14 protein-coding genes are annotated in these 16,453 nt (G+C 72.1%); 6 read left to right on the top strand and 8 right to left on the bottom strand.

Annotated features, from left to right (window positions below; translation table 11 throughout):
* Nucleotides 1-133: 133 nt before the first annotated feature.
* Nucleotides 134-1,243 carry an NDMA-dependent alcohol dehydrogenase gene (locus ABZ215_RS18750; protein WP_027931485.1) on the bottom strand — a complete coding sequence of 370 codons (1,110 nt, stop codon included), beginning with the start codon at nucleotides 1,241-1,243 and terminating at the stop codon, nucleotides 134-136.
* Between the two features lie 11 nt (nucleotides 1,244-1,254).
* On the bottom strand, nucleotides 1,255-2,754 hold the full coding sequence (locus ABZ215_RS18745) for an aldehyde dehydrogenase family protein (protein WP_354950427.1): 1,500 nt from the start codon (nucleotides 2,752-2,754) through the stop codon (nucleotides 1,255-1,257).
* 114 nt (nucleotides 2,755-2,868) lie between these two features.
* Here ABZ215_RS18745 and ABZ215_RS18740 point away from each other — a divergent pair, with 114 nt between their 5' ends.
* On the top strand, nucleotides 2,869-3,213 hold the full coding sequence (locus ABZ215_RS18740) for a DoxX family protein (protein ID WP_354950428.1): 345 nt from the start codon (nucleotides 2,869-2,871) through the stop codon (nucleotides 3,211-3,213).
* Between the two features lie 87 nt (nucleotides 3,214-3,300).
* Here ABZ215_RS18740 and ABZ215_RS18735 read toward each other — a convergent pair whose 3' ends face one another.
* The 6 genes from ABZ215_RS18735 to ABZ215_RS18710 form a co-directional block, all read right to left on the bottom strand.
* Nucleotides 3,301-4,902 (bottom strand): helix-turn-helix domain-containing protein, encoded by a 1,602-nt coding sequence (locus ABZ215_RS18735; RefSeq protein ID WP_354950426.1) that lies wholly within the window; start codon nucleotides 4,900-4,902, stop codon nucleotides 3,301-3,303.
* 642 nt (nucleotides 4,903-5,544) lie between these two features.
* Complete coding sequence (locus ABZ215_RS18730; protein WP_354950425.1) at nucleotides 5,545-8,370, bottom strand: FAD-binding and (Fe-S)-binding domain-containing protein; 2,826 nt, start codon at nucleotides 8,368-8,370, stop codon at nucleotides 5,545-5,547.
* Nucleotides 8,367-8,735 carry a zinc ribbon domain-containing protein gene (locus tag ABZ215_RS18725; RefSeq protein WP_020416706.1) on the bottom strand — a complete coding sequence of 123 codons (369 nt, stop codon included), beginning with the start codon at nucleotides 8,733-8,735 and terminating at the stop codon, nucleotides 8,367-8,369. Before ABZ215_RS18725 ends, ABZ215_RS18730 begins: the two co-directional genes overlap by 4 nt.
* Nucleotides 8,736-8,739: 4 nt before the next feature.
* Nucleotides 8,740-10,017: a hydroxyacid-oxoacid transhydrogenase gene (locus tag ABZ215_RS18720; protein WP_354950424.1), complete on the bottom strand. Its 1,278-nt coding sequence runs from the start codon at nucleotides 10,015-10,017 to the stop codon at nucleotides 8,740-8,742.
* Between the two features lie 11 nt (nucleotides 10,018-10,028).
* Nucleotides 10,029-10,835: an N-acyl homoserine lactonase family protein gene (locus ABZ215_RS18715; RefSeq protein WP_020416704.1), complete on the bottom strand. Its 807-nt coding sequence runs from the start codon at nucleotides 10,833-10,835 to the stop codon at nucleotides 10,029-10,031.
* A 61-nt stretch (nucleotides 10,836-10,896) separates the two neighbouring features.
* On the bottom strand, nucleotides 10,897-11,607 hold the full coding sequence (locus ABZ215_RS18710; RefSeq protein WP_020416703.1) for a GntR family transcriptional regulator: 711 nt from the start codon (nucleotides 11,605-11,607) through the stop codon (nucleotides 10,897-10,899).
* Nucleotides 11,608-11,663: 56 nt separating this feature from the next.
* Between ABZ215_RS18710 and ABZ215_RS18705 the strand changes: the two genes are divergently transcribed.
* The 5 genes from ABZ215_RS18705 (at nucleotide 11,664) to ABZ215_RS18685 (ending at nucleotide 16,425) form a co-directional block, all read left to right on the top strand.
* Nucleotides 11,664-12,275 (top strand): TetR/AcrR family transcriptional regulator, encoded by a 612-nt coding sequence (locus tag ABZ215_RS18705; protein ID WP_235716063.1) that lies wholly within the window; start codon nucleotides 11,664-11,666, stop codon nucleotides 12,273-12,275.
* Between the two features lie 76 nt (nucleotides 12,276-12,351).
* Entirely contained in the window at nucleotides 12,352-12,843 is a 492-nt protein-coding gene (locus ABZ215_RS18700) for an anthrone oxygenase family protein (RefSeq protein WP_020416701.1), read from the top strand.
* 41 nt (nucleotides 12,844-12,884) lie between these two features.
* On the top strand, nucleotides 12,885-13,388 hold the full coding sequence (locus ABZ215_RS18695) for a 2Fe-2S iron-sulfur cluster-binding protein (RefSeq protein WP_020416700.1): 504 nt from the start codon (nucleotides 12,885-12,887) through the stop codon (nucleotides 13,386-13,388).
* Nucleotides 13,385-14,356 carry a xanthine dehydrogenase family protein subunit M gene (locus tag ABZ215_RS18690; RefSeq protein ID WP_237338281.1) on the top strand — a complete coding sequence of 324 codons (972 nt, stop codon included), beginning with the start codon at nucleotides 13,385-13,387 and terminating at the stop codon, nucleotides 14,354-14,356. The genes ABZ215_RS18695 and ABZ215_RS18690 overlap by 4 nt, the downstream gene beginning before the upstream one ends.
* On the top strand, nucleotides 14,353-16,425 hold the full coding sequence (locus ABZ215_RS18685) for a xanthine dehydrogenase family protein molybdopterin-binding subunit (RefSeq protein ID WP_354950423.1): 2,073 nt from the start codon (nucleotides 14,353-14,355) through the stop codon (nucleotides 16,423-16,425). Before ABZ215_RS18690 ends, ABZ215_RS18685 begins: the two co-directional genes overlap by 4 nt.
* Nucleotides 16,426-16,453 lie beyond the last annotated feature (28 nt).

The following is a 16,453-nucleotide window of genomic DNA, read 5'->3' as shown; positions in this document are numbered from 1 at the left end:
GAGCAGGCTTGTCAAGGCGGGAAAGCGTGCCTTGACAACCCTGGTCGGCGACTAAAGATCGGCTGTGGATCGGGGGCGGGGGAGGTCTGGTTGGGTTGGTCGCTTGCTTCTCGTCGCCGGGTGGCGGTTGGGGTTAGCCGTGGACGACTACGCCTCGGATGTTCTTGCCTGCCACCAGGTCCTCGTAGCCTTGGTTGACGTCTTCGAGGCGGTACCGGTTGGTGACCAGCTCGTCCAGCTTCAGCGTGCCCGCCTGGTAGAGGTCCAGCATCTTCAGGATGTCCCGCTGCGGGTTGCCGCTGCCGAACAGGCTCCCCTTGATCGTCTTCTCCCACAGGGTGAGCACCGCGCCGGAGACGTGGATCGTCGCCTTCGCGGGGTCCGCCAAGCCGGTCACCACGACGACCCCGCCCTTGCCGACGACGTCGAACGCCGCCGACATCACCTCTTCGTCCACCACCCCGACCGTGACCAGCGCCTTGTCCGCGCCCTGCCCCCGGGTCAGCTCGGTGACCACCTCGTGCGCCTCCCCCGCCGTCGCGAAGGCGTGCGTGGCTCCCAGCTTCAGCGCGGTGTCCCGCTTGAACGCCAGCGGGTCGACCACCACGACGTTCTTCGCCCCGGCGTGCGCCGCGCCCTGCACCGAGTTGATGCCGATCCCGCCGATCCCGTAGATGACCACGGTCTCACCTGGCCGCACGTCCCCCGCGTACACGGCCGTGCCCCACCCGGTCGGGACACCGCAGCCGACGAGCACCGCGGTCTCCAGCGGCACGCTTTCGTCCACTTTGACCACCGAGTGCTGCGAGATCGTCGAATACTCGGCGAAAGTGCCGAGCATGCACATCTGCCCGTAGTCGACCCCGCCCTTGTGGAACCGGAAACTGCCGTCCGGGAAGCTGCCTTCCAGGATCGTCGCACCCATGTCGCACAAGCTCTGATGCCCCGTGGCGCAGTAACGGCACGTGCCGCAGTTCGGGATGAACGAGCACACGACGTGGTCACCGGGCTTGACCTTCGTGACCCCCGGCCCGACCTCTTCGATGATCCCGGCGCCCTCGTGCCCGCCCACGATCGGGAACCGCGGCGGCAAATCTCCATCGGACAGGTGCAGGTCGGAGTGGCACAAGCCGGCCGCGACGTAGCGGATCAGGACCTCGCCCTCCCGCGGGCCGTCCAGGTCCAGCTCGGTGATCTCGAACGGGGTCTTGAAATCGGTGAGTACAGCTGCCTTGACCTTCATGCGGATTCTCCTCAGAGCGCGACGTTGACGGCTTTGGTCTGGGTGTAGAGGTCGATGGCCTCGGCGCCGAGCTCGCGGCCCCAGCCGGACTGCTTGTACCCGCCGAACGGGATCGCGGTGTCGAAGCCGTTGTAGCAGTTGACCCACACCGAACCGGCCTTGATCTGCTTCGCCACCCGGTGGGCGCGCGAGATGTCCCGCGTCCAGATCCCCGCCGCCAGGCCGTATTCGGTGTTGTTCGCGGCCGCGGCGAGACCGTCCTCGGCCGAGAACGGGATCGCGGCCACGACCGGGCCGAAGATCTCCTCGCGCACCACGCTCATGTCGTCGCGCACGTCCACCAGCACGGTCGGCTCGACGTAGTAACCGGAGTCGCCGTGACGGCCGCCGCCGGTCAGGGCACGGGCGCCGTCCGCGATGCCCTGCCGCAGGTAGCTGGTGACGCGGTCGAGCTGCTCCTGCGACACGAGCGGGCCCAGCTGCGTCGTCGGGTCCAGGCCCGGGCCGATCTTGACCTGGCTCGCGAACTCCGCGACACCCTGGGTGAACTCGTCGAAGATGGACTCCTCGACGAACAACCGCGTGCCCGCCACACAGCACTGGCCGTGGTTGAACAGCCAGGCGTTGGCCGAACCGGGGATCGCGGCCTCCAGGTCGGCGTCGGCGAACACGAGGTTGGGGCTCTTGCCGCCCAGCTCCAGCGACACCTTCTTCAGGTTGCCCTTGGCCGCGTCCACGATCTTCTTGCCCACCTCGGTGGAACCGGTGAACGCGACCTTGTCGACGTCGTCGTGCGCGGCCAGCGCGGCGCCCGCGTCACCGAACCCGGTGAGGATGTTGACCACGCCGTCCGGGAACCCGGCTTCGCAGAACAGCTCGCCGAGCAGCAACGCCGTCAGCGGAGTCTGCTCGGCAGGCTTCAGGATGACGGTGTTGCCGGCCGCGAGCGCGGGCGCCAGCTTGAACGCGGCCATCACCAGCGGGAAGTTCCACGGGATGATCTGCGCGCACACGCCGACCGGTTCCCGCAGCGTGTAGGCGTGCCACTGGCTGCCCGGGATCCACGGCACGGACGGGGTGATCGTGCGGCCCTCGATCTTGGTCGCCCACCCGGCGTAGTAGTGGAAGATGTCGGCCGCCCAGGCGACGTCGACGCCCTGCGCGACCGCCACGGACTTGCCGTTGTCCAGCGCCTCCAGCTGCGCGAACTGCTCGGCGCGCTCCAGCAGCAGGTCGCCGATCCGCCAGATCAGGCGCTGCCGCTCCGACGGCGTGGTGCGGGACCACGGACTGTCCTCGAACGCGCGCCGCGCCGCGGCCACCGCGCGGTCGACGTCCTCGGCGGCGCCGTGCGCCACCTCGGTGATCTTCTCCCCCGTGGCGGGGTCGAAGGTGGGGAACGTCCGGCCCGACGCCGCGTTCACCCACTGCCCGCCGATCAGCAGCTGCTTGGTCCCGGACACGAACTCCCGAACCGCCGGCCGCACCGCCTGCTCCGCTACCGCAGTCACACCAACCTCCTCGTCGTGGACGTGGCGGTAATGGTGACCTGCGCAACAGCGGGCTAACCGTGTCAAGTTGACACAGTGACCTCACACCGCGCGGGGCTGCGTCGTCGGACCGGCATGGACATCGCGTTGTGGATCATCGCGGCCGCGCTGGCGGCCGTCTTCCTGGCCAGTGGGGCCGTGAAACTGGCGCAACCGGCCGAAAAACTGGCCGCCACCGGGCTCAGCGTAAGCCTCGGCAAGACCATCGGTGTGCTGGAGGTGCTCGCCGCGGCGGGGCTGATCCTGCCCGCCGCGCTGGACATCGCGCCGGTGCTGTCGCCGCTCGCGGCCACCGGGCTGGTGCTGCTGATGGCCGGGGCGGTCGTGCAGCACGTCCGCCGCCGCGAGATGAAAGTCGTGGCGGTGCCCGTGGTGCTGCTCGTGCTGGCCGCCGTCGTGGCCTGGGGGTGGTTCGCGTGACCGCGTTCGAGGATGCTCGCGTCCCCGCTCACGGCGGGCGGCCGCTGGCGCATCCCGCCCGCGACGAGACACCCCTGCCGGGCAAGGTCAGCTCAGCCCGAGGCTCCGCACCCGCCGGTGCAGCGTCGAGCGGCTGATGCCGAGCAGCTTCGCGGCGTGGGCCTTGTTGCCGCCGCAGTCCCGCAGCGCGGCGGCGATCGCGTCGTGTTCGAGCTGCTCGATCGGCGTGAGGTGGCGTGCCCGGGGACTGCCCTGGTAGGCCTCCGGCAGGTCACGCGGCAGCACGTCACCACACGCACGGCCGGCCGCGACGTGCCGCAGCAGCGCCTTCAGCTCGCGCAAGTTGCCCGGCCACGGCTGCGCGGCGAGGACCTCCAGCGTGCGGGGCACGAACCGGAGGGTCGAGCCGAGGTCGGCCAGCATCGCCGCGACCAGTGCGGGCAGTTCGTCCCGCCGGGAGCGGAGTGGGGGCAGCTCCCGGCGGGCGATGCAGCGGCTGGCGAGGTCGGCGGCGGGGCCGGTCAGCTCAGACGGCGGCGGGCCGGTGAACGCGAACCAGCCGCGGTCCATGGCGGCCCCGACCCGGGCGGCCGCGTCGGCGGGCAGCAGGGCGATGTTCTCGATCACCAGCAGCCCGGTGTGCGACGCGACGAGCTGGTCCAGAGTGGGGGCCCAGTGCTGGGCGTCCACCGCGTCGAGCACGGCCAGCGCGGACTCCCCCGCCAGCTCGCGGGCCACCGTCGAACGGCCGGTGCCGGGCTCGCCGCTGATGAGGACGTGCGTGCGTTGTTCCCGGTAGGTGGTGAAGTCCCGCTGCACCGGCCGCGGGGTGGCGCGCCGCGGGATCGCCTGCACCGCGGGCGGTTCCAGCTCGAACAGCACGCCGGACGCGCCGGTGATGCGCTCGAAGGACACGTCCGCGACGCGACCGGAGGACAGCCGGACGCTGCGGGCCTGCCGGACGCCGAACGGGGCGTCCATGGCGAGCCCGCGGAGGATCGCGTGGTCGGGGGCGTCGAGCAGGTCGGTGGCGGCGGCGTTGGCGAGGACGACGTCGTCGCCCAGCACCAGGACCGGGCGCAGGCGGTTGAGGGCGGCTGCCTGGTAGGCGGCGAGCATGCGCTGCTCGGCCGCGCGGGAGCCCTCCAGCAGGCGCTGCTCGATGTCGGCGACCGCGCGGCGCAGGAACGGGCCGAGCAGCGGGTTGGCGTGGTCGGCCGGGCAGGTGATGTCGAGGACGCCCTCCAGGCGGCGGGTCACCGGGTGCGTGATCGGGTGGCCGTAGCAGGCGAAGGCCTTGAAGCTGTCGATGAAGTGCTCGTGCCCGTGCACGGCGAGGCCCTGGCGCAGCTCGAAGACGGTGGCGATCGAGTTGGTGCCGGTGTTCTCCTCGGTGAAGCGCCTGCCGGGGACGACGCCGAGCCGGTCGAGGGTCGATTCCAGCCGGCGCTCGCCGAACCGCCGGTCGACGATCCAGGCGTCGCGGTCGGCGAGGATGAGGCTGAAGGCGGTGTCGGCGAGCTCGCGGGTGGCCTGGTCGAGGACGGGTTCGGCGGCGAGAACGAGCCTGCTGCGGCGGTCGATGTCCGCGACGGTGAGCCGGTCGACCGCGGCGTCCGGCCGGAGCCCGGACAGCTCCGCCCGCCGCCACGACTTGGCGATCTCGGGCCGCAACGCTGCGCTGTCCATCCTCGCCTCCCTTGGCGCCGATGCCCGAGCCACGTTAGCAACGGTTAACGCCACGGGTCGAGCGCTTGCCCCCGTCCGGGGGTGCCGCTCCCGCGCCGAGTGTGGAACTCCCCGCGCTGGGATGGGGGACCCGCGCGTCGGAGCGTGGACTCGCCGCTCAGCCGGGGGTGTCCAGCCGACGGAGCGAGAGCCCCGCGCCCGCGCACCCTCCGAGGGCACCTCACCCGGGAAGCGAAACCGGATGCCGCTCCCCCACGGAACGCGAAATTCACCGCGCCGGAGCGGGGACCCGCGCGCCGGAGCGTGGACTCGCCGCTCAGCCGGGGGTGCCCAGCCGACGGAGCGAGAGCCCCGCGCCCGCGCACCCTGCGAGGGCACCTCACCCCGGAAGCAAAACCGGGGATGCCGCTCCCCCACGGAACGTGAAATTCACCGCGCCGGAGCGGGGACCCGCGCGCGGGAGCGTGGGGCTTGCCGCTCAGGCGTCGGGGGTGTGTCCGGCCGACAGGGCGTGAGCCCGCGCCCACGCACCCTGCGAGGGCACCTCACCCCGGAAGCAAAACCGGGGATGCCGCTCCCCCGCCGAGTGTGGAACTCGCCGCGCCGAACGTGGAACTCGCGCGCCGGAGGGGAACTCGCCGCTCAGGCGCCAGGGGTGTCCAGCGCCCGCGCGAGTACCTGCGCCAGGTGCAGCGCCTGCCGTCCGGTGAGGTCGTCGATCTGGGTGCGGCAGCTGAAGCCGTCCGCGAGGACCATCGTGTCCGGGGGTGCGGCCTCCACCTCAGGAACCAGCACCCGGTTCGCCGCGGCGACCGACACCTCGTAGTGCCCCTTCTCGACCCCGAAGTTGCCCGCCAGCCCGCAACACCCCGAGTCCAGCGTCCGGTTCCGCACACCCACCCGGCGGAGCAACCGCTCGTCCGCCGCGTTGCCCATCACCGCGTGCTGGTGGCAGTGCTGCTGCGTAATGGCCGTCGCCTCGACCTCGGGGAACGACACGTCCGGCGCGTACTTCTCCAGGAACTCCGCCAGCGTGAACGCCTGCGACGGCAACCCGTGCAGCTCGGAGTCGTCCAGCAGCTCCCGCGAGTCGTGCCGGAACACCGCCAGGCAGCTCGGCTCCAGGCCCACGATCGGCGTCCCCGCCTCCAGTTCCGGCCGCAGCACCCGCAACGTCCGCCGCAGCACGCGGCGCGCCACCCCGAGCTGCCCGGTCGAAATCCAGGTCAGCCCGCAGCACACCGACGACGACGGCAGCACCACGTCGAACCCGGCGTGCTCCAGCACCCGCACCGCGTCGTGCCCGACCTCGGGCGACAGGAAGTTGGTGAACGTGTCCGGCCACAACACCACCCGCGGCCGCCCCCGCTCCTGTCCCCGGAACCCGCGCCGGAACGTCCGCGGCGCGAACCGCGGCAGCGACCGCTCCGGGGTGATCCCGCCGGCCTTCTTCACCAGCCCGGACAACCGACCGCCCAGCACGCGGTTCGCCAGCCGCGGCGCACCCGACGCCAGCCGCGCCAGCACCGGCAGGAACCCGAGCGTGTAGTGGCTCGCCGGGCGCAGCCGCCCCGCGTAGTGCTGGTGCAGGAACTCCGCCTTGTACGACGCCATGTCCACGTTGACCGGGCAGTCGGACAGACAACCCTTGCACGCCAGGCACAGGTCCAGCGCCTCCAGCACCTCGCCGGAGCGCCAGCCGTCGGTGACCGTCTCGCCGCGCATCATCTCGAACAGCAGCCGCGACCGCCCGCGCGTCGAGTGCTCCTCGCGCCCGGTGACCATGTAGCTCGGGCACATCACGCCGGACGACTTGTCGACACACGCCCCGACGCCGACGCACCGGCGGGTCGCGGTCGCCAGGCTGCCGCCGTCGTGCGGGTACTTCAACGTCACCGGCAGCGACCGCACCGGCCCGTCGAACCGCAGGTCCGCGTCCAGCTTCCGGGGCCGCACCAGGTTGCCCGGGTTGAGCAGGTCCGCCGGGTCCCAAATCGCCTTGAACCGCTCGAACAGCGCCAGGATCTCCGGCGGGTACATCCGCGACAACAGCTCCGCCCGCGCCTGCCCGTCGCCGTGCTCGCCGGACAGCGACCCGCCGTGCCGCACCACCAGGTCCGCCGCATCCTCCATGAACGCCCGGAACTGCCGGCGGCCCTCCTCGCTGGTCAGGCCGAAGTTGATGCGCACGTGCACGCACCCCTCGCCGAAGTGTCCATATGGGACACCCTTCAGCCCGTACTTCCCCAGCAGAGCCCGGAAATCCCGTAGATAGGCCCCGAGATGAGCGGGCGGCACCGCGGAGTCCTCCCAGCCCGGCCAGGCCTCGGAACCGTCCGCCATGCGGGTCACGATCCCGGCCGCGGCCTCCCGCACCGACCAGAGGACCCGCTGGTCCGCCGGCCGCGTCTCCACCACGGTCGCGGCGCCGGTGTCCCGCTCCAGGGCAGCCGCGACTTCGGCAGCCCGCGCCGCCGCCTCCGCCGGGTCCGCTCCCCCGACCTCGACGAACAGCCAGCCGCGCCCCGCCGGCAGCAGGTCGACGGCCGGGTGCGACCGCCGCATCAACAGCGAGTCGATGAGGTCGCGGCCCATGCCCTCGACGGTCAACGGCTTCAGCGGCAGCACCGACGGCACGGCGTCGGCAGCCGCGATGTCGTCGGCATAGCCCGCGACGACCAGCGCGCGGGCCGCGGGCGCGGGCACCAGCCGCACGGTGATCTCGGTCAGCAGCACGCACGTGCCCTCGGTGCCGACCATGGCGCGGACCAGGTTCGTCCCGTTCTCCGGCAACAGCTGGTCCAGCGCGTACCCCGACACGCGCCGTGGGATCGACGGGAACGACGTGCGCAGCAGCGCCAGGTTGTCCAGCGCGAGCTGCTTCGACTCGGCGACCCGCGGATCGTCCGGCAGCGACTCCCCGATCGCCAGCCGCGTCCCGTCCGCGGTCAGCACGTCCAGCGCGACCACGTTGTCCGCGGTCCGCCCCCACGCCACCGAGTGCGAGCCGCACGCGTCGTTGCCCACCATGCCGCCGATCGTGCAGCGGCTGTGGGTCGACGGGTCCGGCCCGAACGTCAGCCCGTGCGGGGCGGCGGCCGCGCGCAACGCGTCCAGCACCACGCCGGGCTGCACGCGCGCGGTCCGCGCCCCCGGATCGATGTCCAGCACCCGGTTCAGGTGCCTGCTGTAGTCGATCACGACACCCTCGCCGAGCGCCTGCCCGCCGATGCTCGTTCCTGCGCCACGGGCGGTGATGGGGATTCGGAACTCCCGGCACAGCCGGACCGTCGTCTCCAGATCCTCCACAGTGGACGGGAACACGACGGCCAGCGGCACGTGCCGGTAGTTCGACGCGTCCATGCTGTAGGTCGCGCGCGCCGTCGTGCCGGACTCGACCTCACCGGTGAGCGCGCGGCCCAGCTCCGCGAGGAACCGGGCCACGCGCTCGTCCGCGACCACCGTCATGAACCCGATTCTCCCGGCACCGGATCGCCTGCCCGCAGGGGCGCCGCGGCGAAGCGCCCCTCGTGGGCGAGCACCGGACGGCGGTCGCCCGCCAGCTCCGGGTACTTCTGCTCCAGCTTCTCCCGCCGGGTCATCTGCTGGTGCCAGTGCCGCACCGTCTCCCGGTCGCCGTTGCCGGTGCCGCGCCAGCTCTTCGGCGCGTCGTCCCGGCTGGGCCCGGCCGAGGCGACGCCGCCGAGCCGCACCGCGGGCGGCAGGCGGCGTGGCGACGAACCGCACGCACAGCTCGGCGCGGGGCTGGCGGACGAGGGCACGAGCGCCTCGAACCGGTTCCCGCACTCGCACGCGTAGTCGTAGATGGGCATCCGATCACCAGTTCTCGATCGACTGGGCGAAGATCGCCTCCAGGTCCTCACCGCGGACCGGCCGCGGCGAGATGGTCAGCAGCCGCTCCTGCTTGAGGGTGCCCTCGACCAGGTCGCCGATGTCGCTCTCGTCGTAGCCGACGCCGCCGATCCCGTTCGGCGTGCCGATGTCGCGCATCAGCGAGGACAGCACGAACGGCAGCTGGTCGACCGCGTCGTGCTGCTTCGGCGCGTGCGGGTCGAGGATCCGCGCGGCCCGCAGGTGCTTCTCGGGGTTCGTCGGGAAGGTGAACCGGAACGCCGCGGGCGCGGTCAGCGACACCGACTCGCCGTGCGGGACCATCGCCTCGTCCTGGGGGTAGTTCTTCGGCCGGTACTCCTTGACGCGCCCGGCGATCGGGTACGCGCAGGCGTGCGGGATGTGCACGCCCGCGTTGCCGAACCCCATGCCGGCGAACGTCGCCGCCAGCATCATGTCCGTCCGCGCCGCGAAGTCGCCGCCGTTCAGCACGGCCTTGCGGAACGAGCGGGCCAGCAGGGTCAGCGCCTGCTCGGTCCAGGCGTCCGAGATCGGGTTCGACCCGCAGTAGGCGACCCGGGTTTCCGCGCGGTGCCGCGGGAAGGAGTCGAACGGCTTGGCCGTGTAGGACTCCAGCGCGTGGCACAGCACGTCCATCCCGCTGGCCGCGGTCACCTCGGGCGGCATGCTCAGCGTCAGCAGCGGATCGACCACCGCCATCGACGGCCGCAGCCGCGGGTGGCTGATGCCGGACTTCACCTTGAGGTCGAGGAAGTCCATGATGCACACCGGCGTCGTCTCCGACCCGGTGCCCGCGGTGGTCGGCACCGCGACCAGCGGCTTGAGCGGCCCGGCCGGCGCCTTGCCCTGACCGATCGGCTTGTTGACGTAGTCGTAGAGGTCGGCCGGGTAGGTGGTCATCAGGTTGATGGCCTTGGCGGTGTCGATCGACGAGCCGCCGCCGACGGCGATGAACCCGTCCCACTCGGACTGCTTCGCGAAGTCCACCGCGGCCTGGATGCTGACGTCGGTCGGTTCGACGTGCACCTGGTCGTAGACCTCGACGGTCAGCCCGCCCGCCTTGGCGGCGTCGGCGACGCGCTGCGGCACGCCGGTGGCGGCGACGCCCGGGTCGGTGACGATGAGGACCCGTTCCGCGCCCATCTGCGCGAGGTCCCAGCCGATCTCGTCGACGGCGCCGGCGCCGAACTTCAGCGGCGTCGCGCCCCAGGTGAAGACGGTCTCGTTGAGGTATTCGGTCATGCCCGTGCCTTTCAGCCGAAGTACCCGTCGGGGGCGAACGGGAGCTTGGCGGCCTGCTCCGGGTCGTGCCCGAAGATCACCTCGGCGTTGGTCTCCTCGGCGATGCGGCGCAGCTTCTCCACCGACTCCAGCCAGCGCACGCTGTCCCAGACGATCGCGGCGCCGACGGCCGGCGGGCCCCAGCTCTCGCCGAGGTAGACCGCGTCGGAGGTGAAGATCTTGGTGCCCGCCTCCGGCAGGTCCACCCGCAGTGACATCGTCCCCCAGGTGTGGCCCGGTGTCTCGATGACGCTGACGCCCGGCGCGATTTCGGCGTCACCGGAGACGAGTTCGTAGTCGATGCCCTCGTAGTCGGCCTTGAGGTGCGCGCCCTTGAACGGCCCGTCGATGCCGAGCGCGCCCTCGTGCTCGTTGGCGTTGACGATGATGCGCGTCTTGCCGCCTGCGAACAGCTTCGCGTTCGCGGCGTGGTCGAAGTGCAGGTGGGACAGCACGAGCACGTCGATGTCGTCCGGGGTCAGCTCCAGCGCGGCCAGCGAGTCCTGCAGGTAGCTGGTGCCCTCCTGGACGGGGAAGAACTCCTGCAGCCCGGTGGGCGCCCAGCGGGTCTCCCAGTCCTGCGGAACGCCGGTGTCCCACAGGATTCGCCCGTCCGGGTGCTCGATGAGCACCGCGTGGGTCGGGCACGTCGTCCACACCGCTTCCTTGCGGGTGTTCGAGCGGTCGGTGATGGTCGCACCCGGCTTGAGCAGCAGCCAGGTCTGGTCGCATTCCATGGTTCCGGTCTTGAGCAGGTGAACCTTGCTCGGTGCCGTCATCTGCGCCTCCTTGCGCGTCAGGACAGAGCCGAGCACAGAGTGGCATGTAGCATGCTACTCGTCAACGACGTGGGTAGCCGGTCCACTCCAACGAGACCGGCGGGACCGGGTCGCCACTGGCCGCGGCTTCCTGGCCGATCAGCAGCCGGGCGGTGTTGAGCAGGTGCGCGCGCATGGACTCGGCGGCTTCGTCGGCCTTGCCCGCTTCGATGAGCGCGAAGATCTCCTCGTGCTCGGCGAGGATGTCGGACAGGCTGCGCGAGGTGTCGACGGTCGAGGCGCCGCGCAGCAGGACCATGTCGCGCAACGAGTCGATGTAGCGGGCGAGCCGCACGTTGCCGGACGCCTCGTTGATGATCTCGTGGAAGCGCCGGTCGGCGGCCATGAACGTGGCCTCGTCGCGTTTCTCGGCGGCGGCGCGCATCGCCTTGAGCTGGGCGCCCAGCTCCTTGACCCACGCGGCGGTCCGCTGCGTGACGGCGCGGTGGGTGGCCGGGACCTCCAGCAGCAGCCGGATCGCGAAGACCTCCTCCAGGTCGTGCAGGGATGTCTGGAGGATCCGCACGCCGCGGTTGCGCTCGAACCGCACCATGCCGCGCTCGGCCAGCTGGATCAGCGCCTCCCGCACCGGCGTCCGGGACACGCCGAGCCGCTCCGCGAGGTCGTGCACCGAGTACAGGCTGCCCGCGACGAGCTCGCCGTTGACGATGGCGCTCTTGAGCTCGTCGAGGATCTTCCCGGCGAGGTTGGCGTCGTTCCCGATCTGCCGCATCCGCGCATTTTCCCACGGCGGCGCGGTCCCGGCGGTGCCGCTGGCAGGATGTCGGCGTGGTGAACGACGCTCGGCGGCCGGGCCGCCCCAGGACGGGGGTGCGGGAGGCGGTGCTGGCCGCGGCCGAGGAGATCCTCGCCGAAGCCGGTGTCGCCCGCCTGTCGACGAAGGAGGTCGCGCGGCGCGCCGGCGTGGCCGAGTCGAGCATCTTCTACCACTTCCGAGACCGGCTCGGGCTGCTGCGCGCCGTGGTCCACCTGCACCTCCCGCGCTACAAGGAAGTGGCCGAGGAGCTCGGGCGGCGGGCCGGGCACGGCACCGTGCGGGACAACCTCGTCGAACTGCTCGGCAGCCTGGAGGCCTACTACACGCGCATCACGCCGGTCCTGGCCGCCGTCCAGGCCGACAGCGAACTCCGTGAGCTGTTCACCCAGCGCAGCGCGGAAGCGGACATCGGCCCGCAGCGGGGGCTCGCGCCCATCGCGGCCTACCTCGGCCGGGAACGGGACCTCGGCCGGGTACGCGCCGGCCTCGACTTGGACGCGGCCGCCCTGGTCATCCTCGGCGTCGCCCACCAGCGGGCCGTGCTCCGCTCGCTGGGCACTCCCGCCGTCGCGGGCGCCGCGCAGGTGGTGGACACCCTCCTGCCCGGCCTGCTCCCGGACTGAACCCGCGCGTCCACTGGACCACCCGCGGCCGAGCACGCTACATTTACTGAGTCACGACTCAGTAATAGGAGGCCTCGTGGTCCGGTTCGTCACCGCCTTCGCGTTGCTGGCCACCGGCCTGCTGGCCGGGGCCTTCGGCTACGGCGCCGTCAACCTGGTGTCCGCGTTCGGCGCGGTGCCGCTCGACGTGCGCCTGACCTTCCACACCGCGCTGATGCACATGAACGGCGTGGTCATGCAGACGACGATGGCCTTGGCGGTCCTGAGCTCGCTCGCGCTGGCCGTGTTGAGCCGCGGCACGGCGCGGTACCTGGCGGGCACGGCCGGTGCGCTGGCGCTGGCTTCGTTCCTGATCACGCGGTTCGGCAACGTGCCGATCAACGGGCGGATCAAGGTGTGGGCGGTGTCCGGAGCGCCGGCCGACCACGCGGCGGTCCTGCAGCGGTGGGAGGCGTTCAACGTCGCGCGCACGCTGACCGCGCTCGTCGCGTTCGCCCTGATCATCGCGGTCGGAGTGCTGGTGGCCCGGACCCGGCAGGCAGAGCGCGTGGTTGCCGTTCCGGCCTGATCGCCGGTTTCGCGGCTGTCCCGCCGGGTACGCCCCACGTCATGGACGCGGAGATCACCTTGCGTGTCGACGGCGCCACCCACCGGCTGACGCTCGACAGCCGCACCACCCTCCTGGACGCCCTGCGCGAACGCCTCGGCGTCACCAGCCCGAAGAAGGGCTGCGACCACGGCCAGTGCGGGGCCTGCACGGTCCTGGTCGGCGGCCGCCGGATCCTGTCCTGCCTGTCGCTGGCCGTCGCGCAGAACGGGGCCGAGGTCACCACCGCCGCGGGGCTCGCGCCGGACGGTGAGCTGCACCCGGTGCAGCGCGCGTTCCTGGAGCACGACGGGTTCCAGTGCGGCTACTGCACGCCGGGCCAGATCTGCTCCGCGGTCGGCGCGCTGGACGAGGTCAAGCAGGGCTGGCCGAGCCACGCGACCCCGGCGGTGAGCGACCGCCCCGCGCTGACCCGCGCCGAGATCGCTGAGCGGATGAGCGGCAACCTGTGCCGGTGCGCCGCCTACGACGGCATCGTCAGCGCGATCGAGGAGGCCGCCGGATGAAGCCGTTCACCTACGACTCCCCCGCCGACGCGGACATCGCCGTCCGCACCGTCGCCGCCGACCCGTCCGCGGTGTTCCTGGCCGGCGGCACGAACCTGGTCGACCACCTCAAACTCGGGGTCGCCCGCCCCGGCCGTCTCGTCGACGTCACGAATTTGACCTCCGCCGAGATCACCGAGCGCGACGGCCTCCTGTCGATCGGCGCCGGGGTGCGCAACAGCGACCTGGCCGCCGATCCGCGGATCCGGTCGCGCTACCCGGTGCTCGCCGAATCGCTGCTCGCCGGCGCGTCCGGGCAGCTGCGCAACATGGCCACCACCGGCGGGAACCCGTTGCAGCGCACGCGGTGCGTGTACTTCCAGGACGTCACGACCCCGTGCAACAAGCGCGAGCCCGGCTCCGGCTGCTCCGCGATCGGCGGCTACACCCGCTACCACGCGATCCTCGGCGCGTCCGAGCACTGCGTGGCGACGCACCCGTCCGACCTGGCGGTCGCGCTGGCCGCGCTGGACGCCGAGGTGTGCGTGCTCGGACCGGACGGCGAGCGCACGATCCCGTTCACCGAACTGCACCGCCTGCCCGGCGACACCCCGGAGCGGGACACCGTGCTGGCGCACGGCGACCTGATCACCTCGATCGACCTGCCGGCGCCGCCCGCCGGGAAGCAGCGCTACCGGAAGGTCCGCGACCGGGCCTCCTACGCGTTCGCGCTGGTGTCGGTGGCGGCGGTGCTGGCCGTCGAGGACGGCACGGTCGTCGACGCGCGCATCGCGTTCGGCGGGGTCGCGCACAAACCGTGGCGCGCCTGGCAGGCCGAGGACGTGCTGCGCGGCGCGCCGGCCACCGACGCGACGTTCCGCGCCGCGGCCGAGGAGGAGCTGGCGCAGGCGCAGCCGTTGCCCGGCAACGAGTTCAAGGTCCCGCTGCTGACCCGGACCCTGGTCTCCGTGCTCCGGGAGCTGTCATGACCGCGATCGGCGAACCGCTGGTGCGGCGGGACGGCGCACGCAAGGTCACCGGCACCGCCACCTACGCCTACGAGACGCAGGCCGGCACGCCGGTGTTCTGCCACCCCGTGCAGGCCACCGTGGCGCGGGGCCGGATCGCCGCGATCCACACCGCCGAGGCCGAGGTGCTCGACGGCGTGCTGGACGTGATCACCTACCGCAGCGCCGAGCGGCTGGCGTCCACAGAGGACGCCGAACTGGCCGTGCTGCAGGACCGCGAGGTCGCCTTCCGCGGACAGGTGATCGGGCTGGTGATCGCGGAGACTTCCGAGGCCGCGCGGCACGGCGCGGAGCTGGTGTTCGCGACCTACGACGAGCGCGAGCACGACACCGAGCTTGCCGCGGACCGCGACGACCTGTACAAACCGGAGAAGGTCAACCCGGCGTTCCCCACGGACACCGCGACCGGCGACGTCGACGCGGCGATGGCGTCCGCCGACGTGACGGTCGAGCGGACCTATCGCACCGCGATGTACCACAACAACCCGCTGGAGCCGCACGCGACGACGGCGTTGTGGGACAACGACTTGCTGACGCTGTGGGACTCGACGCAGGGCGTGCACCCGTCGCGCAAGGCCATCGCGAAGGTGTTCGGCCTGCCCGAGGAACGGGTGCGGGTGGTGTGCCCGTACGTCGGCGGCGGGTTCGGGTCGAAGGGCCTGCCGCACGCGAACGTGGTGCTGGCCGCGATGGCTGCGCGCGCCCACCCGGGACGGCCGGTGAAGCTCGCGCTGACGCGGCAGCAGATGTTCTCGCTCGCCGGGTACCGGACGCCGACGATCCAGCGGATGCGGCTCGGCGCGACGCGCGACGGCAGGCTGACCGCGATCGGGCTCGACGTGGTCGAGCAGACCTCGCGCATCAAGGAGTTCGCGGAGCAGACGGCGTTGCCGTCCCGCATGATGTACGCCGCGCCGAACCGGCGCACCACGCACCGGCTGGCCGCGCTGGACGTGCCGGTGCCGTCGTGGATGCGCGCGCCCGGCGAGTGCCCCGGCATGTTCGGGCCCGAGGTGGCGATGGACGAGCTGGCGCACGAGCTGGGCATCGACCCGGTCGAGCTGCGGATCCGCAACGAGCCGGAGGTGGACCCGGAGTCGGGCAACCCGTTCTCCAGCAGGCACCTGGTGGAGTGCCTGCGCGAGGGCGCCCGGCGGTTCGGCTGGGACTCGCGCGACCCGCGGCCCGGCGTGCGGCTGGAGGACGGCTGGCTGGTCGGCACCGGAGTGGCGTCGTCGGTGTACCCGTCGTCGACGCGGCCGGGGTCGACCGCGGTGGTGCGGTTCGAGGGCGGCCGGTACGTCGTGGAGATCGGCGCGGCGGACTTGGGGACCGGAGCGTGGACGGTGCTGCCGCAGATCGCCGCGGAGGCGCTGGAGGTGCCGGCCGAGGAGATCGACATGCGGCTCGGCGACACCGCGTACCCGAAGGCGGCGGTGGCCGGCGGTTCGGCGGGCACGGCGACCTGGGGTTCGGCGGTGTTCGAGGCCGCGCGCACGTTCCGCGACAAGTACGGCCGCGACCCGGCCGACGGCGCCGAGGCCGACGCGACGACCGGGGACAACCCGGCGCGCAAGGAGTACGCGATGTACGCGTTCGGCGCGCAGTTCGCCGAGGCGCGGGTGCACGCGGACACCGGGGAGATCCGGGTGCCACGTCTGCTCGGGGTGTTCGCCGCCGGGCGGATCGTTAACCCGCGGACCGCGCGGTCGCAGTTCCTCGGCGGCATGACGATGGGGCTGTCGATGGCGCTGCACGAGGAGAGCGTGTGGGACCCGCGGTTCGGGCAGGTGGTCAACCACGACCTGGCCGAGTACCACATCACGGTGAACGCCGACGTCGACGACATCCAGGCGCACTGGCTCGACGAGCACGACCCGCACGTGAACCCGCTCGGGGTCAAGGGGATCGGTGAGATCGGGATCGTGGGCACGGCCGCGGCGGTGGCGAACGCGGTGTTCCACGCGACCGGGGCGCGGATCCGGGACCTGCCGATCACGCTCGACAAGGTGCTGCCCGCGTTGCCGTGAATTGTCGGTGGGTCTCGTTATGGTCGGC

The organism is Amycolatopsis sp. NPDC006131 (assembly GCF_040614175.1).
Lineage (GTDB): Bacteria > Actinomycetota > Actinomycetes > Mycobacteriales > Pseudonocardiaceae > Amycolatopsis_E > Amycolatopsis_E tucumanensis.
Note: the sequence above shows the minus strand (reverse complement) of the source record. Positions and strands in the feature narration are given on the sequence as shown.

What these genes read in the sequence shown, in the direction of transcription:
- ABZ215_RS18690 (WP_237338281.1), top strand. Translation starts at nt 13,385, where the DNA reads ATGAAGCCGTTCACCTACGACTCCCCCGCCGACGCGGACATCGCCGTC.
- ABZ215_RS18750 (WP_027931485.1), bottom strand. Translation starts at nt 1,243, where the DNA reads ATGAAGGTCAAGGCAGCTGTACTCACCGATTTCAAGACCCCGTTCGAG.
- ABZ215_RS18740 (WP_354950428.1), top strand. Translation starts at nt 2,869, where the DNA reads ATGGACATCGCGTTGTGGATCATCGCGGCCGCGCTGGCGGCCGTCTTC.
- ABZ215_RS18710 (WP_020416703.1), bottom strand. Translation starts at nt 11,607, where the DNA reads ATGCGGCAGATCGGGAACGACGCCAACCTCGCCGGGAAGATCCTCGAC.
- ABZ215_RS18685 (WP_354950423.1), top strand. Translation starts at nt 14,353, where the DNA reads ATGACCGCGATCGGCGAACCGCTGGTGCGGCGGGACGGCGCACGCAAG.
- ABZ215_RS18720 (WP_354950424.1), bottom strand. Translation starts at nt 10,017, where the DNA reads ATGACCGAATACCTCAACGAGACCGTCTTCACCTGGGGCGCGACGCCG.
- ABZ215_RS18735 (WP_354950426.1), bottom strand. Translation starts at nt 4,902, where the DNA reads ATGGACAGCGCAGCGTTGCGGCCCGAGATCGCCAAGTCGTGGCGGCGG.
- ABZ215_RS18725 (WP_020416706.1), bottom strand. Translation starts at nt 8,735, where the DNA reads ATGCCCATCTACGACTACGCGTGCGAGTGCGGGAACCGGTTCGAGGCG.
- ABZ215_RS18730 (WP_354950425.1), bottom strand. Translation starts at nt 8,370, where the DNA reads ATGACGGTGGTCGCGGACGAGCGCGTGGCCCGGTTCCTCGCGGAGCTG.
- ABZ215_RS18695 (WP_020416700.1), top strand. Translation starts at nt 12,885, where the DNA reads ATGGACGCGGAGATCACCTTGCGTGTCGACGGCGCCACCCACCGGCTG.
- ABZ215_RS18715 (WP_020416704.1), bottom strand. Translation starts at nt 10,835, where the DNA reads ATGACGGCACCGAGCAAGGTTCACCTGCTCAAGACCGGAACCATGGAA.